The sequence below is a fragment of the Paenibacillus sp. 32O-W genome (assembly GCF_007679495.1).
Lineage (GTDB): Bacteria > Bacillota > Bacilli > Paenibacillales > NBRC-103111 > Paenibacillus_L > Paenibacillus_L residui.
Map to the genome: position 1 here is coordinate 23,063 of NZ_VEGP01000058.1, position 14,889 is coordinate 37,951.

Sequence of the window (14,889 nt, forward strand, 5' to 3'; positions counted from 1 at the left end):
CGACTCTCTCTCCTTTCTACGATCGCTCTTAAACACGCTCGCGCCAGTAATTTAACAGGTCTTCCATCGTTTGCTCGAACGGAATTTCCGGCTTCCATCCGGTGGCCTGATGGAATTTACTGTAATCCCCAAGCAAAATTTCGACATCCGATGGACGCAGCCGCTCGGGGTCCTGCTGAACGGTAATTTCCTTATTACTGAAGGAAAGCAGAAGATTCAGCATCTCGCGTATGGTGCAGCATTTGCCCGAAGCGATATTGTAGGTCTCCCCGGGTGTTCCTTTCTCCAAAGCGAGCCAATAAGCCCGGACGACATCGCGAACATCGGTAAAATCCCGCTTCGCTTCCAGATTGCCGACCATAAGTACCGGAGGCTTGATGCCTTTCTCGATTTCCGCAATTTGCTTGGCAAAATTCGAGGTTACGAAATTTTCTCCGCGGCGCGGTCCGGTATGGTTGAAGGTACGGGTCGGGATTACCTTCAGCCCGTAGCTTTTGTGGTATTGATAGCCCAAATATTCCTGGGCTACTTTGCTTACAGCATAAGGGCTTAGCGGGCGGAGCGGATTCGTTTCCTTGATCGGCACCTCGTCAGGCTCCACATGCCCGTATTCCTCGCTGGAGCAGGCAATCTGAATTTTGCAGTCCAGATCATGCTTGCGCACCGCTTCAAAGATATTCACCTGTCCGGCCACATTATTGTGGATCGTATCCACAGGCGAATTCCATGAGGTCGGAACAAAGCTTTGTGCGGCCAGATGAAAAATAAGATCCGGCTTAACCTTCGCGAGCAAGGATTCCACCGAAAAAGGATCCCTCAATTCACACTCGACCAATTGAATATCTTTAAGATGACGGATATGGTCCATTCGGCTGCGATTGCGTATCGTTCCCGTCACCTCCACCTGCTTGCCGAGCAAATACTCGGCCAAGTGGCTTCCTACAAATCCCGATATTCCAGTAATCAATGCCTTCATTCTCTCTCGCTTCCTCCTTCTTCTTCGCGTTCCCACTCCTGCAGAACCTGTTTAATGAGCTGCTCATCCGATTTGTGGCATACCAGCAGCCCTTCCCCGGTAGAGACGATGATCAGGTCTGCGGCTCCGATGACGACCGTCTTCGCTTTGTCCGTAAAGACGATGTTGTTGAACGAATGTAAAAATCGGATGGGGCCCTCCGCCAAGTTGCCGTGCTCATCCGTACCGTGAATTCTTTCCAAAGACGTCCACAACCCGACGTCATCCCATTCGAAGTCGACCGGTACCGTCCAGATCGTATCGGCTTTCTCCAGCACCGCATAATCCACGGATATTTTAGGCAGCTCGGAATAGCCTTCCTTCCAGGTATCCCCCGGCAGGTCTATTCTCTTCCAGATTGATGCTTGATAGAGCTTCATATAATAGGCAATCGTAGAAGGCTTCCAGATGAAAATCCCGCTGTTCCAATACATATTGGGCTGGAGAATCAGCTCCTGGGCCTTCTCGTGAGAAGGTTTCTCGATAAATCTGCGGACCCGCCGGATGCCTTCTGCGCTTTCCTCCGCCTCAATATACCCGTAGCCGGTCTCGGCTCTGGTCGGGATCACTCCAAGCGTAACGATGGCCAAATCGCTTTCCGCTCTCTGCTCGGCCTTCCACAAAGCCTTCATCAGCGCTTCGTCATCGGGAATATATTGGTCGGACGGAGCGGTCACGATCACTTCATCCTCTTCTCTCCTCAAGAAAAAATTCGCCGTCAGAGCTACGCAAGGACCGGTATCCCGAGGGGCCGGCTCCTCGATAATATGGTCCGCGGGCAAGTCCGGGAGCTGCTGCTCTACCAGGGATCGATAGGTTTTCGTTGTAACTACATAAATGCTCTCCCGCGGCAGCCATTTGCGAAACCGTCCGTACGTAACCTGCAGCATTGTTTCCTTCGAGGTGAGGGATAAAAACTGTTTAGGCTTGCGCTCAACACTTCTCGGCCAGAATCGGGTTCCTTTGCCTCCGGCCATAATGACGACCTTCATCCGCAGCTCTCTCCTTTCCATCTGGCAGTTGTTCACAAGTCCCCTAATGAATACATCAAGTTAACTGGCGCAACTCGTAATTTTATGCGACTGATGCTAGCCATGCTTGGAGTGATGTCGAGCCGTCGGAATAGGGGTAAAAGAACTTAAGGGATAAGTGTTACTAGGATACATAGTATGCAGTCTTCTTTTCATATAAATGAAGCAGAAACCTATCTTGAAAAAAATTGGCGGTCGTCCATCCCCTGTTTCATCGGGGCTTATGACCTTGACATCTATCTTCAGGCAATTCTTTCACTAGCAAAAAAAGGGCCGGTCATTTCGTAATTCAACAGGAATCTTTCGTAGAGAAGAATCATAGAATAGTAGAAAATATGGAATTTGCCATTAGAGAGGAAATAGGAGAAGAAGAATAGAGAAAAAGTAAAGGCTTGTCCCCGTAGGATGGAAGGATCTTCCCTGCTCGAGGGAAGCCTTCGCTAAGGACATAAAGTAGAATTCAGCATCTTCGGACTCTGCCGGAAAAACGGCTAGGCTCTGGAAACGGCGAGAACATGTTCATGCGGTAGCCTGAAGCCCTTCGGCTCCCTCCGCCATTCCCTGTGCCGCCCCTTCATCGAAGCCCTGCCGGTATCCGAGCTGATAGCCCTGCCAGTAAGGGCCGGTTCTGCGGGGGATGTAACTTCTTGTTCGTTTCGTTCCAAGCCGTCTGCGTCCGCGTGCAGCCTTACCCTTCCGACGGAACATGGACCGGCGGGAGGATAAACCGTTTCTCCGGCGCGCCGTTCTTCTTCTGGCCGGTCTGGCATGAAGCCGTATCGGAGAAGCTTTGCGGCTCCGCAAGCTCCTTCGTCTTGCCCGCATAGAATGAGCTGCCATAGTCATGCGACCTCCTTCTGTAAAATTGAGGCGACAGGCCGCGCCCGTCAGCCCGGCGTTTGTTCAAAGATGATAGTAAAGAGCTGATTCAGCCGCTGCTCGTAGGTGTGCTCATGCAGGGTCCGTTTTAAAGCTCTCAGCGCAATATCCCTTCTTTCCTCCGGCCGGCTTAAATAATAGTTCACCTTCTCGACAAAATCGCTCGGAGAGCTGTAAGTAATGATTTCTTCTCCGGGAACATAGAAGCTTGCAAGGTCGGATCTTTCGTCTGTTAGCTGAAAAGCCCCGCAAGCGGCGATTTCAAATGTCCGCGGGTTGAGGGATACCGCCGGAATTTTCCGGCTGTTGGAATTATAGGACTCATCATCGAAGGCGCGATGCAAATTGATGACGATTTGGGAAGCACAATAGACTTCCGAAGTTTCCTGCGGCCCCATCCATCTGCCCAGCTGAATCTTGCGGCGATACGTACGGAACCGCCTAAGTCGATGCCACCACCAGCCGGACAACAGGAAATTGCGGTGATGAAGAAGGGGGAGCACTTGATTGAAGAAGGCGATCCGATTCCAATACCCGGTTCCGATAAAGCTGATCTCCCGGCGCCGGAACGGGTGAACGGGACGCGGCAGGAAAACATCGGGATTGGCTCCCAACGGCAAATAATGGACACGGGAGCAGCCCATTTGCTGATAAAACGGGAGACAGCTTTTTTCAAGTGTGAACACAAATTCGTAATAGGGGGCGATTCGGCCTGTAATATCCGTATAATAAGGGTCATCCGTCAGCCATAGCGCTGTTCGGATTCCCCGCGAATGGATCGTATTCATAACGTCCGGAGGAAGTACCATCCCCTCCAATACCAGCACAAGATCCGGCTGCACCCGATCGATAATGCCGAGAATCGGATCATTAGGCAGAGCCGTTTCGCAATAGGCCGTCATTTTACGCAATGCCGCGGCCACCGCCTCGTCCAGCGGAGAGTAGGGGAAGCCTTTGCCACTTGTTACGAACAGAACCCGCTTGTTCCATAACCGCGGTTGGTGCATCGCGGCGAACTGCTGCTTGAACGCCAATGCTCTTCCATAGTGGCGACCTTCTATAAGTCCTTGCTGATAACCGATCATTCTTCCCGCAGTATAACGAGGCTGGGCTCTTCCCGGCGAACGTCTCATGATGTCACCTCCGACCGTTTATTTGCTGACTCGAGTCTATCGCCGAATACCGTCGTTAACAGTTGAATCAGCCGATGGCGGTAAGTATGCTCCTTCATGGTTCGGTGTAACCCGCGCAGCGCTACTTCCCGCCGTCGGTCTTCATGATTTAAATAATATTCCACTTTCTCGATCCATTCCTGTGCGGATGTATAAGTTTCTATCTCGCTGCCGGGAATATAGAAATCGTTCAGGTCCTGGCGAATATCGGTGAGCTGCAAAGTCCCGCAGGCCGCCATCTCAAATGTCCGCGGGTTGACGGACAGCGCGGGAAGCCGGCGGGAATTTTTATTATGCTGGCTGTCTTCCGCAGCCCGGTGGAGATTGACGACAATCTTGGCTCCGCTATAATAGGCCGCTGTCTGCTCGAAGGGCGTTCCTGCAAGCGTAATCCGATGCTTTAACCGCGGATAGGCTTTGAGCCTCGTCCAGAGACCTCCCGAAATCATCACTTTCTTCCCGGTCAAGTATCGGCTGATTTGATCGAAGAAGGAGATCCGGTTCCAGAATCCGGTGCCGATAAAACAAATATCCGTCCGGTACTCGCTGCCTACAGGCTGAGGGTAGAACACCTTGCGGCTGGCCGCCAACGGCAAATAGTGCACATTTGGACAGCCAAGGCCTTGGTAGAAGGGAACACAGCCCATTTCATGCGTAAATACATAATCATATAAAGGGGCGATTTGGGAGGAGACGTCCGTGAAATACGGATCGTCGGCGAACCATACCGCGGTTTTCACCCCGTATTGCTTTAGTGCCTGCGCCTGCTCGGGGGGAAAAGCATGAATTCCGTTCAAGACGAGGACCAAATCAGGAGCAAGACCTGCAATATAGGCCGCCGCGTCCGCCTGCATCGGATTGACGACCGACACTCGCGAGACCAACGATTCAAGACCGCTGCGAATGCCTTCATTAAGGGCAAACAGCGCCTCGTGAACAAAAACGACATGAAGGTCATACAAAATTTCGGATGGGTCCGGAACCTGTTCCATCACCTTCCGGCAGCGGCCGTAATGATAACCGTCGCTCCATCCGTCTGCATGGCCTGCGCGGAATCCGTCCTCTGTCCGCCCGCCTGCCAAGCGCCTGGTTTTGCCCGTCCTCCTGCGTATGAATGAAGCCTGTCTGCCGCTTCTCATGACATCTGCAGCTCCTTTCCCGAATGTTGTTCTTCTTCCGCGATGCGCCCGGTCCGTTAGAACCGGCAGCCTCACTCTTGCCGTTTAAGCATGTACTTGGAGGCCTCCTGCAAGGAAGAGAATGTGCCCGCATCAATCCACCAATCGGCCATTACTTCATAGGCAAGAAGCATTTCCTCGGCATACAGGTTGTTAACATCGGATATTTCCAGTTCTCCCCGCTCCGAAGGGACAATTCGCCTTATTCGATCAAATACTCCGCTGTCATACCAATAGATCCCGGTGACGCAATATTCCGAACGGGGATGGTCCGGCTTTTCTTCAATTCGGATAATACGTCCTTCCCTAAAGACGGGGACTCCGTAACGATAGGGCTCATCGACTTTCTTGAGCAGCACCATTGCGCCTTCCCTTTGTTCAAAGCTGCGGACGAAAGGTGTCAGGCTCTCCTCGAATAAATTATCCCCCAGCATAACGACGAATTTTTCCCCTTCCTGAATAAAGGGTCGGGCCAATTCCAATGCATTCGCGATTCCGGCAGCCTCCTCTTGAACCCGATAGGTAAGACGGACCCCCATCTCCGAGCCGCTCCCCAAATACCTGATGAAATCTCCGGCCGCTTCCCGGCCGGTCACCAGCAGAATATCGGTGATTTCCGCTTCGCGCAGCTTCAGTACACTGTAATGGATCATCGGATATTTCCCTACCGGCAGGAGATGTTTATTAACTACCGCCGTCAGCGGCGCCAATCGGGTACCTTTGCCGCCTGCCAGAATAACTCCTTTCATAAGCTTTCCTCCCCTTCATCCGTTATGGTCATGGACTTGACAGGTTGCCTGTCAGGTCCTTCATCAGATAAACCGATGCGGATGAACTCCCCATTTTCGAATAAATTTTCTTCGGTTGATATAAAGCAGTTTGCTCCGCTTCGAATGCCTGCGGAAGCTGGCACTGCCGATATGATGAACATACGCATCCCGGGCAATCAGCAGCCGGTAACCGGCTCTCCTTGCCCGATAACAATAATCATCGTCCTCGTAATAACCGGGAGTAAATCGCTCATCCAATTCCCCGATCCGCTCCCACAGCTCTCTTCTGAATAGAAAGCAGAAGCCGGTCAAGCGCCGGGTGGCCGTACGGATTCCCCTTCTCGCTTCCATATACCGATGAGCCTCGCGGTGGAACTGCTCCATAGAGGCATAGCCCAAGCGGACCTTCTGGCTTCCGCTTACCCGATTGGAGCAGGGGCCGACGATTCCTATATCCGGGGCGCTGTGCAAAGCTTCAAGCAATCGTTCCAGCCATCCGCCGGTTACGACTACATCATTGTTAAGGAGCATCAGGGAGCTTCCCTTCGCCAGCCTCAACCCTATATTGCAAGCGGCCGGAAAACCTCGGTTATCCGGCAGCCCGACATAAGTAAGCTGTTCCACACGGCAATACTCCGCTGTACCATCGACAGAACCGTTATCCACCACGATCAACTCATAAGGAGAGGAGGTAGAGGAGCGGATGGACTGAATGCAAGCCGCCAGAAGTTCCCTGCCATTATACGTTGGGATGATGATGCTCGTCATTGTCATGGCCGTTCTCCCCCTGCGACATGCGGCAGATCGTCCGAATCCCGGGAACTCAGGGTGCCTGGCGGCTCCGACGCACTCCGGGGTTGGAGCGAATGACTGCTAACCTGAAGCTTTTCCTGCTCTCCTGAAGGGGCTTCTGCAGCACCTGCGGCTTCGGGTGCCTGTACACTCATACCCAATCGGAGAGCATCAGATAAGGCAGCGCTGGGATCGGCCGCGCGACCGTACCCCATCCGTTCCGCAGCCGTCCGAGAGAGAGAGTAGGGGAGGGAGGGGGGACCCACAGACCCATTCTGCACGGCCATCTCCGCCCCGCCGGCCACAGCCAGGATGAGCGGTACGAGAGCTTCGGCCGGAACAGCTTTCTCCGCATCGGCAAAGAGCAGAATGTCGGAGCGGCTGATCCTCGCGCCGGCCTCCCTGGCCTCCGTATCGGATTCCGATAGCGGTTGCGCACGCACAAGGATCGGCCTGGCGGGATGTGCCCGCAGTTGAGCGAACCAAGCGTCATCGGAATGGCGGAGGACGAGAATAATGTCCTCAAGCGGCAGCTTCTGCAGCTCATCCAGGATAGAATGGACAGCCGGATAGGGCTCTTGGACACCTAGAATAGCCGTCGTCCGGCTGATCGCGGAGGCGGGGAAGGGCGGAGCCGGGTGGCGAAGGAGTTTTGCTCTTGCTGTCCGGCTTGCCCTGCTGCCGCGATTGTATTTTCTCAGCCTGGGTGCGATGCCTCTTCTTCTGTTTCTCGAGCCGGTTATTTTCCCCTGCCGTCTGCGTCCCCAGCGGCTTGAAGCCTTCCTTGCGCGGGAGCTGAGGACTTGGCGCCGGCCTCTTCTTGTTCGTACTTTTCTTGACATCTCAACCCCTCACATACCGGATTCGGAAAATATACGGCTCTTTCGTAAGCAACCGCTGCTTGGATTTTCGGGCAATGAACCCGGATAATCTAGCCTATCTAGCCTATCTAGCCTATCTGTTAACCGAACATCTTGTTCGGGCTCAATGGTTTTCATCCCATTGTATGTCTTTCGTGAAAGTTGTGTAACGGCACCTGTAACCGGGACTCTTCACTCCTCCGAATACAGCACAAAAACGCCTGTCGGCGTCAATATAAGTTAGTGATTTCAGGTATGCTCCCGTGCTCAACGGAACTGAAGGACGTTATTTAACAAAAAGTTGGCCATTTTTTAAAGCTAGCGGAACTGCACGCCCTTATTATCTGCAATTGGCGCTCAATTGCCACCGAAATCGGTAAATAAAGGCGCTGTGTTCCGCTAAGATGATAAATTTGACCAAAATGATCGAAATAAGGTTCCTGTGTTCCGTTGCGGTCACCCAAAGTTATCCACAGTTTTGGAAAGAGCATAATTTCCTAAACAACCAAAAAAGCCCAACCGTAAGGTTAGGCGCTGCCGAGAATATGAAATTATGCGGAGGACAACTGATGAGGCGCCGACCGGAGAGGCTTGGTCCCCGATCGGCGTTACGGTCACTTAATAAAATCAAGCTGTCTCAATAGCCTCACCAGCATGACCGCCGCCTCCGCTCTGCTTGCCGGCTGCTGCGGTTCGAAGAATCCGTCGGCTCTTCCCTCAATCCATCCGCTCTCTGCCAACCGTTGAACCGCCGGTATGGCCCACAGGTTGATCCTGTCCGTATCCAGGAACTGCGGTATCCGGTTTACAGGACTCTGTGACAAGGCCCTTCCGTCTGCGAATGTCCAAGCACGATGGACCAGGACGGCCATTTCCTCCCGCGTAATCCCCTGATTCGGCCGGAAGCTCCCGTCCTCATAACCAACGACCAGCCGATGCTTCGCAGCGGTTGCCACCGATCGGGAGAACCAGTCTCCGGGCGCGGTGTCTTTAAAGAGCGGCTCATCACCCGCTCCCGCTTCGCTTAACCCGAGCACCCGCACCAGCCATTCCGTAAACTGGGCACGGGTTACCGGAAGCTCCGGCGCGAATTGGTCATTCGCAATCCCTTCCGCAATGAGTTTGTTCGCCAGCATGAGCACATCTTCCTCCGCCCAATGGCCTTCCATATCGCTGAAGGAGCGAGATTGGCTTATCGCCAAATAGAAGCCGCTGCCTATCCGCCTGAAGTCCGCCCCCCATCCTACCTCCGTCTTCAGGAAGACAGATGGGACGAAGGACAGCCGCTGTTCAGCCGGATCATATTGAGCAACAGTGGAACGATCGGGCTCTATGCTCTCATTGGCTATCGGCAAATAATGGCCATAATGCATGCCGATATCCCGCAGTTCGATTACGCGCCCGTCAACAGATGCTGTCGCCGTCCATTGAACGATATCCGACTCCCGCTTCATTCCATGATTCTGCAAATAAATCTCCAAGCGTTTAACGAAATTTTCGTCCGCCAGGTTCACCCGGACTGTAAAGACAATGTCCTCTGCCGCAGTACGCAGTTCCTCCGCAATGCCCGGGTCGTTCAACAGCTTCAAGGGGAGGGAAAAGGCAGTGAACCCCGCGTCCAATTGGAGGGTAATGTCCGCATTCCACTCCGTCAGCCTCCGGACGACTTCGCCGCTCCATTCGAACGTAATATCATGCGCGTCGCCTTGGGCTCCCATTTCCAAGTTAGGAGCCTTCTCCGGATTTCTGCTCAGCCAATTCTTCATCCGGACCGGATCGATCTTAACCCGGACCTGATCCCCTTCTACAAAGTGCGAGATTACATCGCTCCAGCGGGTAACCAGCGGCCAGTAGCCCCCGATCGGATGCGGATCGCGTCCAGGAGACGGGTCCGGAGGATCTGTCGGGTCGACCGGGTCCAGAGGGTCTGTCGGGTCGACCGGGTCCGGAGGATCTGTCGGGTCGACCGGGTCCGGAGGATCTGTCGGATCAACCCGGTCCGGAGGGTCTGTCGGGTCGACCGGGTCCGGAGGGTCTGTCGGGTCGACCGGGTCCGGAGGACCTTCACCGGCGGCAGATGTCGTTACCGTAGCGCTCGGGCCGCTGCCCGTCCATTTAGAGGCCGCATCCCCTGCCTCAACCCTGAAGCGATATTCGGTTTCGGGCATTAATCCGTCCACTTTGAACGAAGTGACTTCACTTGGGACTGTATGAGCTTGGTTGGCCGGTGTAAATTTCACTTCACCCTCTAACGGTTTGCCATCCTTATAAATTCGATAGCCCGTGACTCCCAAATCATCCTTCGCCTCCGTCCAGCGCAGAAGCACACTGTCCGGCGCAACCGATTCTGCCGCCAATTCTGCCCCTTCCGGCCAATAGGGGGCAGCGGTATCATAAGCCTCTGCCGTAGTTACGACAAGAGGTTCGGGATATCTCGCCGTATTTCCGGCAGCATCTACCGCCTCTACCTCGATAGTATACGGGGTTTCGAACGACAAACCTGTCACAGTATACATGTTCCCCGGGGAAGAGGACGTTACTCTGCTCTGGCCCTTCAGTTCGCCGTTGACGTAAATAAGATACTTGTGAACTCCTATGTTGTCCGAAGCCTCAGGCCATTTTATCGTGAGCCAGGTCGTATGGATTTTGTCCGCCAGCTCAATCCGGCTTCCGTCCGGAACTACGGGCGGTACTGTATCCTTATGCCCCGTTGTCACCACGTTCAGTCTTATTCCCGCATCCGTCCAGTTTCCTGTGGCGTCCGCCGCCTCCACCCTGAACTCGTAGCTTAAACCGGGAGAGAGGCCCTGAACCGTATACGTATTGGCCGCTTCCCCCATGCCTGTCGCTGTTGAAACGCCAACGATAGTATCGCCCTCAAATATTCTGTATCCCGTTACCTTCACATTATCCTGCGCCGGGGTCCAAGTGAGAATGACGAAGGTATCGTTAACTGCGGAAGCCGTTAATTGGCTTCCCACCGGCCAGCGAGGCGGCACAGCCGCATCCTCAGAAGCCGTGTTCATGGTTGTCATTCCGCTGAATTCCAGATCGGATGAATTCGTTATGGCCCAAGGATTATACAGATCAACGAACACCACATGGTTAAAGGTGCTGCCGCGCAAATAATTGATGTTGGCGGGCTTGGAGCGATAGAAGGTCACGTGGTCGAAATGAATATCCTCGTGAAAGCCCCCGTCTACCCCTGCCACGTTAATCGATTCCTTGGCATAAAGGTCGACAGATACGTTATGAACGTAAATGCCCTTAAATTGGGAAGGCCGGTTGGCAGGCTCATATTCAATCGCCGAATTCACGTCGGAGTAAGACGAAGTAAAAATAAAGGCCTGATTCTTGCCGTTTCTCATCGCGGTATCCCGGAACACAATATTCCTTGCTCCGCCGCCGGTAGGCGTACTCGTTTTGGCGCGCAGTCCGACTTCCGTCCTGTCCATTACGTTGTCTTCGGCCAATATATTCTCAATCCAGGCCGCCGTATGGCTTCCCATAACGACGCCGCCGTGTCCCTCCCGCATGTAGTTGTTAAAAATCCATGCATTACGCGTAGGCTCCTCCTTCTGTCCTTGAGCCCCTTGTCCGGCGGCAAAATTCATCGAATCATCACCGGTGTCAAAAACGTTGTTGAACACAACCAGATCTTCGCCGCCGCCAAATTCAATCCCATCCGCATTGTTGTCATCGAAGGTAAGCAGCTTGACTCCTGCGACGGTAATGTGATCGGAATCCAGATTAACCAAAGTATGGTTGGACGGATTTAAAGCGGTAAATCCGCCATAGAAAACATTCTCGACACCCCTAAGAGTAATTAGATTGGAGCGTGTCGAATAAGCACCTGCCTGAGTTAAGCCGAGTACATCGCGGGCATAGTTTGTCTGATTTTTGGCCAATACGCCAAACTGCTCGTACGTGGAGTTATTGCCCGGCGGTTGGACTGGGAAATAATCATCATCATACCGAACCGGCGGCAGCCATCCGTTCCCGTCTATCGTGCCTTCTCCGACAATACGGATATTGCGGAGCGTCCCGCGGTCATAAGTATGAGCGTTAATCAGCGAGTAAAAACGAGGTACCGTCGTATAGTTATACAGCATATAGCCGTAGGGGTAATCCTCCGGGTCTTCCGAACCGAGAAGCGTTGCTCCTCTGCTGATTTCCAAAGTCATATCGCTTTTCAACCAGATGGCCCCGGATTTGAAAACACCCGGAGGAATAACCACTTTGCCTCCCGGCGTCGCATCATCGATCGCCGCCTGAATGGCTGCAGTGTTCAATGTCTCGCCGTCACCCACCGCCCCATAATCTTCGATGTTAAATATTTCGGGAACGGCAGCCGTAGTCTGTGTTACCGGATTGCTGGCGGGAGATTCGTTGCCGTCGGCGTCAACCGCGGTCACAGTGAAGGTATAAGCCGTTGACGGAGCGAGACCGGTGACTGTAAAGTTATGCATGGATATCGGCACATGGATTTGCTCTGTATCCTCGGCATAGAACTTGTCGATGAAGCGCCTGGCCGGGGAATGAATCGCCGTGTTCTCATTAGCGGTGCCAATAAATTTTCCATCCTGATAAACGCGGTAATCGCGAATGCCGCTGTATTCCTCCGGCTTTTCCCAAACCAGAATGATGCTTTGCTCGTCATAAGCCATAGGAGGAACCCTTAAATTCATCGGCGCTTGCACAGGCTTCGACGAAATCGGAGAGGCAGCAATTTCTTCCGATGTCCGGCCTTCCACTCCGTTCGTCTCGGCGCTGATTACGAAATAATACGTTCTATTGTTAAGCAGACCGGTATAAGTGTACTCCGTTTCCGCAAGCCCCGAGGCGGCAATCGTATAAGGCCCGCCGGAAACGGTGCTGCTTCTAACCGTATAGGATTCGGCACCCGCTACAGCATCCCAGGACAGTCGGATTTGCTTATCTCCGGCATGGACCGATACTCCGGTCGGTTCCGGCGGGGCGGCTGACGGTGTCGCGGTAACCTCTGCCGCATTCGGTCCTTCTCCCACGGAATTGGATGCGCTCACCGTGAAGTAGTAGGGTGTGCCATTGTTCAACCCCTCTATCGTATAAGAGGTAACCGCCGCATTCTCCGTCCGGTAGAACAAGTCATATTGGCCGGAAGCGGTTCCCGCCTTAACCGTATAGTAGGTTGTTTCGGTGACAGCCCCCCAGCTTAATTCCACGCTGCCGTCCATGGAGCGGGCACGAAGCTCTGACGGCGGGAGGGGAACTGTAACCGGATCGTTCTTATATACCTTGATGTTATCCAGAAAATGGCTGCGATTAGAGCTGCCCGGAGTGTTGGAATCCCATTTCGCTATATCCCGGACTTCGGCGTCGAAGGGCTGATCCGTCAGCATAAGTTCTCCGTCCAGGTAGATGTCCGCACATTGTCGGTCCAGATCAGCTACGATCTTAAGCTTATACCAGGTGTCGGCGCTGTAATTATAAAAAAGGCTATGGGAAGCCGCTGACGCCCTCCGATATGAAAATTGACCGCTGTTTGTTTCAATGCTTACCGCCGTTTTATTGTCCGAGGACTGAAGACGGATAATTCTCATTCCGTTCGTTTTACCCTCATGATGCATGAAATCGGCTTCCAGAATCAGCCTACCGCTCGTCTGCGGGAGGAAGGAGCGGGCCACAGAGGTAGTTCCGGCAGTATCATGAAGATATAGAGCCTTATTCCCCGGATTCGCCGGATCTTCCCTTACCTCTACGTAATTGTCGGCCGTTGGCGGATTCGGGTTAATTATATAGCTGTCTGGAACTGCTCCATCCTCGAAATCATCATTAACAAGATAATCCTCCGCAGCCATAGCTGGAGTTACCGCAGTCGGCACCCACGCTGTAAACGCATACAAAATAGTCGTGATCACCATCAGCATGGCCAGCCTTCTTTTAAAGATTACGGTCACTATTTCCCCTCCTGACTCAAATGATTAAATTCTTCATCAGCATAGGAAATAATCCCCATAACATAAATAATCATTTGCTCAGATCTTGTCCATACCAGCCATAGCTACGGAGAAACTGATAATGAACGCATGACCGACTGCCGCCTATCTAATCTGCGGATTATCTATGTAATTGCTAGCTTCAACGGCTGTTTTGAAGATAGCTGCAACATTAGTTACAATAGAAAGGTGACCTACTTCATTCCATGGCCACATACTTTTGCAAATGGAGTGATATTGTGATGACTCACGCACTGTTTTCTCCGCAGGTCCTGTCCATCCTCGTATCGCTGTTCGCGGGCAGCGCCGTCATTGTTCTGAGACTGAGGGCAGCTAACAAACCGACCTCTCTCAAGAAAATCATTATGCCTCCTGTCGGAATGGCAACAGGCTTTTTAATGTTTCTGGCACCCGCATTCCGCATCCCGTGGACATGGGTCGCTGCTGCCTTTCTGGTCGGGGCGCTGCTTTTTTCTTACCCGCTCATCCGTACCTCTAAATTTCATCAGGTAGGCGATGAGATTTATTTAAAGCGATCAAGCATGTTCATTGTCGTTATCATAGGTTTGCTGCTAGTGCGTACTCTACTGCACGATGTTCTGGAGCCTTATATTACTATTTCCCAAAGTGCCGGAATTTTCTTCATTCTGGCGTTCGGCATGCTGCTTCCTTGGCGGGCGGCTATGCTTGTCCAGTACCGCAGGCTGGAACGGAGAGGACAGAAAGCACCGGGGGAAAAAGATTAACAGCACCTTGAATATGTACAGATGGCTTTTATTCATTCCTTAGAGACATGAAGGACTGTGTTATTTTAAAGCCTTCATTATCACGAGTAATCACCTTAATATAACTATAATCGTTGGAATCAATAATCCACACCGTATTCTTGTCCATCGGAACGGCCGTTATTTGCTGGTTTTGCTCCGGCCACCCGCTTATGGTTATGGGGCGGTCAAAGGTCAGGGATGCGGTTACTTTATTGATCGACCAAACCGTTAAGATGGTAAGCCAGATCATCATTATGAGCACAAAGATTCTATTCTTTCTCATATTAACAACCTCCTTTTTATTACCATTTTTTGTAAAAAAGGAATTGACTTCTATATTATTTCTTCTCCTCTCCCTCCATTTTTTTATTAACTCAACTTTCGCACCTTGAAAATCTGTACTAAGCCTTGATAGGGCTAGGATTTTCTCTTGAAAAATCTCGTTCT

Annotated in this window: 12 protein-coding genes; 1 reads left to right on the plus strand and 11 read right to left on the minus strand. The window is 52.4% G+C overall.

The window, feature by feature from the left end:
- Positions 1-28: 28 nt before the first annotated feature.
- The 10 genes from FS806_RS19380 to FS806_RS25870 form a co-directional block, all read right to left on the minus strand.
- Entirely contained in the window at positions 29-976 is a 948-nt protein-coding gene (locus FS806_RS19380; RefSeq protein WP_144939925.1) for a GDP-mannose 4,6-dehydratase, read from the minus strand.
- Positions 973-2,007 (minus strand): mannose-1-phosphate guanylyltransferase, encoded by a 1,035-nt coding sequence (locus FS806_RS19385; protein ID WP_144939927.1) that lies wholly within the window; start codon positions 2,005-2,007, stop codon positions 973-975. The genes FS806_RS19380 and FS806_RS19385 overlap by 4 nt, the downstream gene beginning before the upstream one ends.
- 558 nt (positions 2,008-2,565) lie before the next feature.
- On the minus strand, positions 2,566-2,754 hold the full coding sequence (locus FS806_RS26310) for a hypothetical protein (RefSeq protein ID WP_222126718.1): 189 nt from the start codon (positions 2,752-2,754) through the stop codon (positions 2,566-2,568).
- On the minus strand, positions 2,735-2,953 hold the full coding sequence (locus tag FS806_RS26315; RefSeq protein WP_222126719.1) for a hypothetical protein: 219 nt from the start codon (positions 2,951-2,953) through the stop codon (positions 2,735-2,737). The genes FS806_RS26310 and FS806_RS26315 overlap by 20 nt, the downstream gene beginning before the upstream one ends.
- Entirely contained in the window at positions 2,934-4,058 is a 1,125-nt protein-coding gene (locus tag FS806_RS19395) for a CgeB family protein (protein WP_144939931.1), read from the minus strand. Before FS806_RS19395 ends, FS806_RS26315 begins: the two co-directional genes overlap by 20 nt.
- Positions 4,055-5,236: a CgeB family protein gene (locus tag FS806_RS19400; RefSeq protein ID WP_144939933.1), complete on the minus strand. Its 1,182-nt coding sequence runs from the start codon at positions 5,234-5,236 to the stop codon at positions 4,055-4,057. Before FS806_RS19400 ends, FS806_RS19395 begins: the two co-directional genes overlap by 4 nt.
- 71 nt (positions 5,237-5,307) lie before the next feature.
- A complete protein-coding gene (locus FS806_RS19405) occupies positions 5,308-6,024 on the minus strand; it encodes a sugar phosphate nucleotidyltransferase (protein ID WP_144939935.1) in 717 nt (238 codons plus the stop codon).
- Positions 6,025-6,087: 63 nt separating this feature from the next.
- Positions 6,088-6,819: a glycosyltransferase family 2 protein gene (locus FS806_RS19410; RefSeq protein WP_144939937.1), complete on the minus strand. Its 732-nt coding sequence runs from the start codon at positions 6,817-6,819 to the stop codon at positions 6,088-6,090.
- Positions 6,816-7,679 (minus strand): hypothetical protein, encoded by an 864-nt coding sequence (locus FS806_RS19415; protein WP_144939939.1) that lies wholly within the window; start codon positions 7,677-7,679, stop codon positions 6,816-6,818. The genes FS806_RS19410 and FS806_RS19415 overlap by 4 nt, the downstream gene beginning before the upstream one ends.
- A gap of 632 nt (positions 7,680-8,311) precedes the next feature.
- Positions 8,312-13,636: a fibronectin type III domain-containing protein gene (locus FS806_RS25870; protein ID WP_186328441.1), complete on the minus strand. Its 5,325-nt coding sequence runs from the start codon at positions 13,634-13,636 to the stop codon at positions 8,312-8,314.
- A gap of 281 nt (positions 13,637-13,917) precedes the next feature.
- On the opposite strand from FS806_RS25870, the gene FS806_RS19450 reads away from it, so the two are divergent.
- Positions 13,918-14,421 carry a CcdC family protein gene (locus FS806_RS19450; protein WP_144939949.1) on the plus strand — a complete coding sequence of 168 codons (504 nt, stop codon included), beginning with the start codon at positions 13,918-13,920 and terminating at the stop codon, positions 14,419-14,421.
- A gap of 28 nt (positions 14,422-14,449) precedes the next feature.
- Here the strand turns inward: FS806_RS19450 and FS806_RS19455 are convergent, their stop codons facing one another.
- Positions 14,450-14,725, minus strand: coding sequence for a hypothetical protein (locus tag FS806_RS19455; RefSeq protein ID WP_144939941.1), 276 nt, complete (start codon positions 14,723-14,725; stop codon positions 14,450-14,452).
- Positions 14,726-14,889 lie beyond the last annotated feature (164 nt).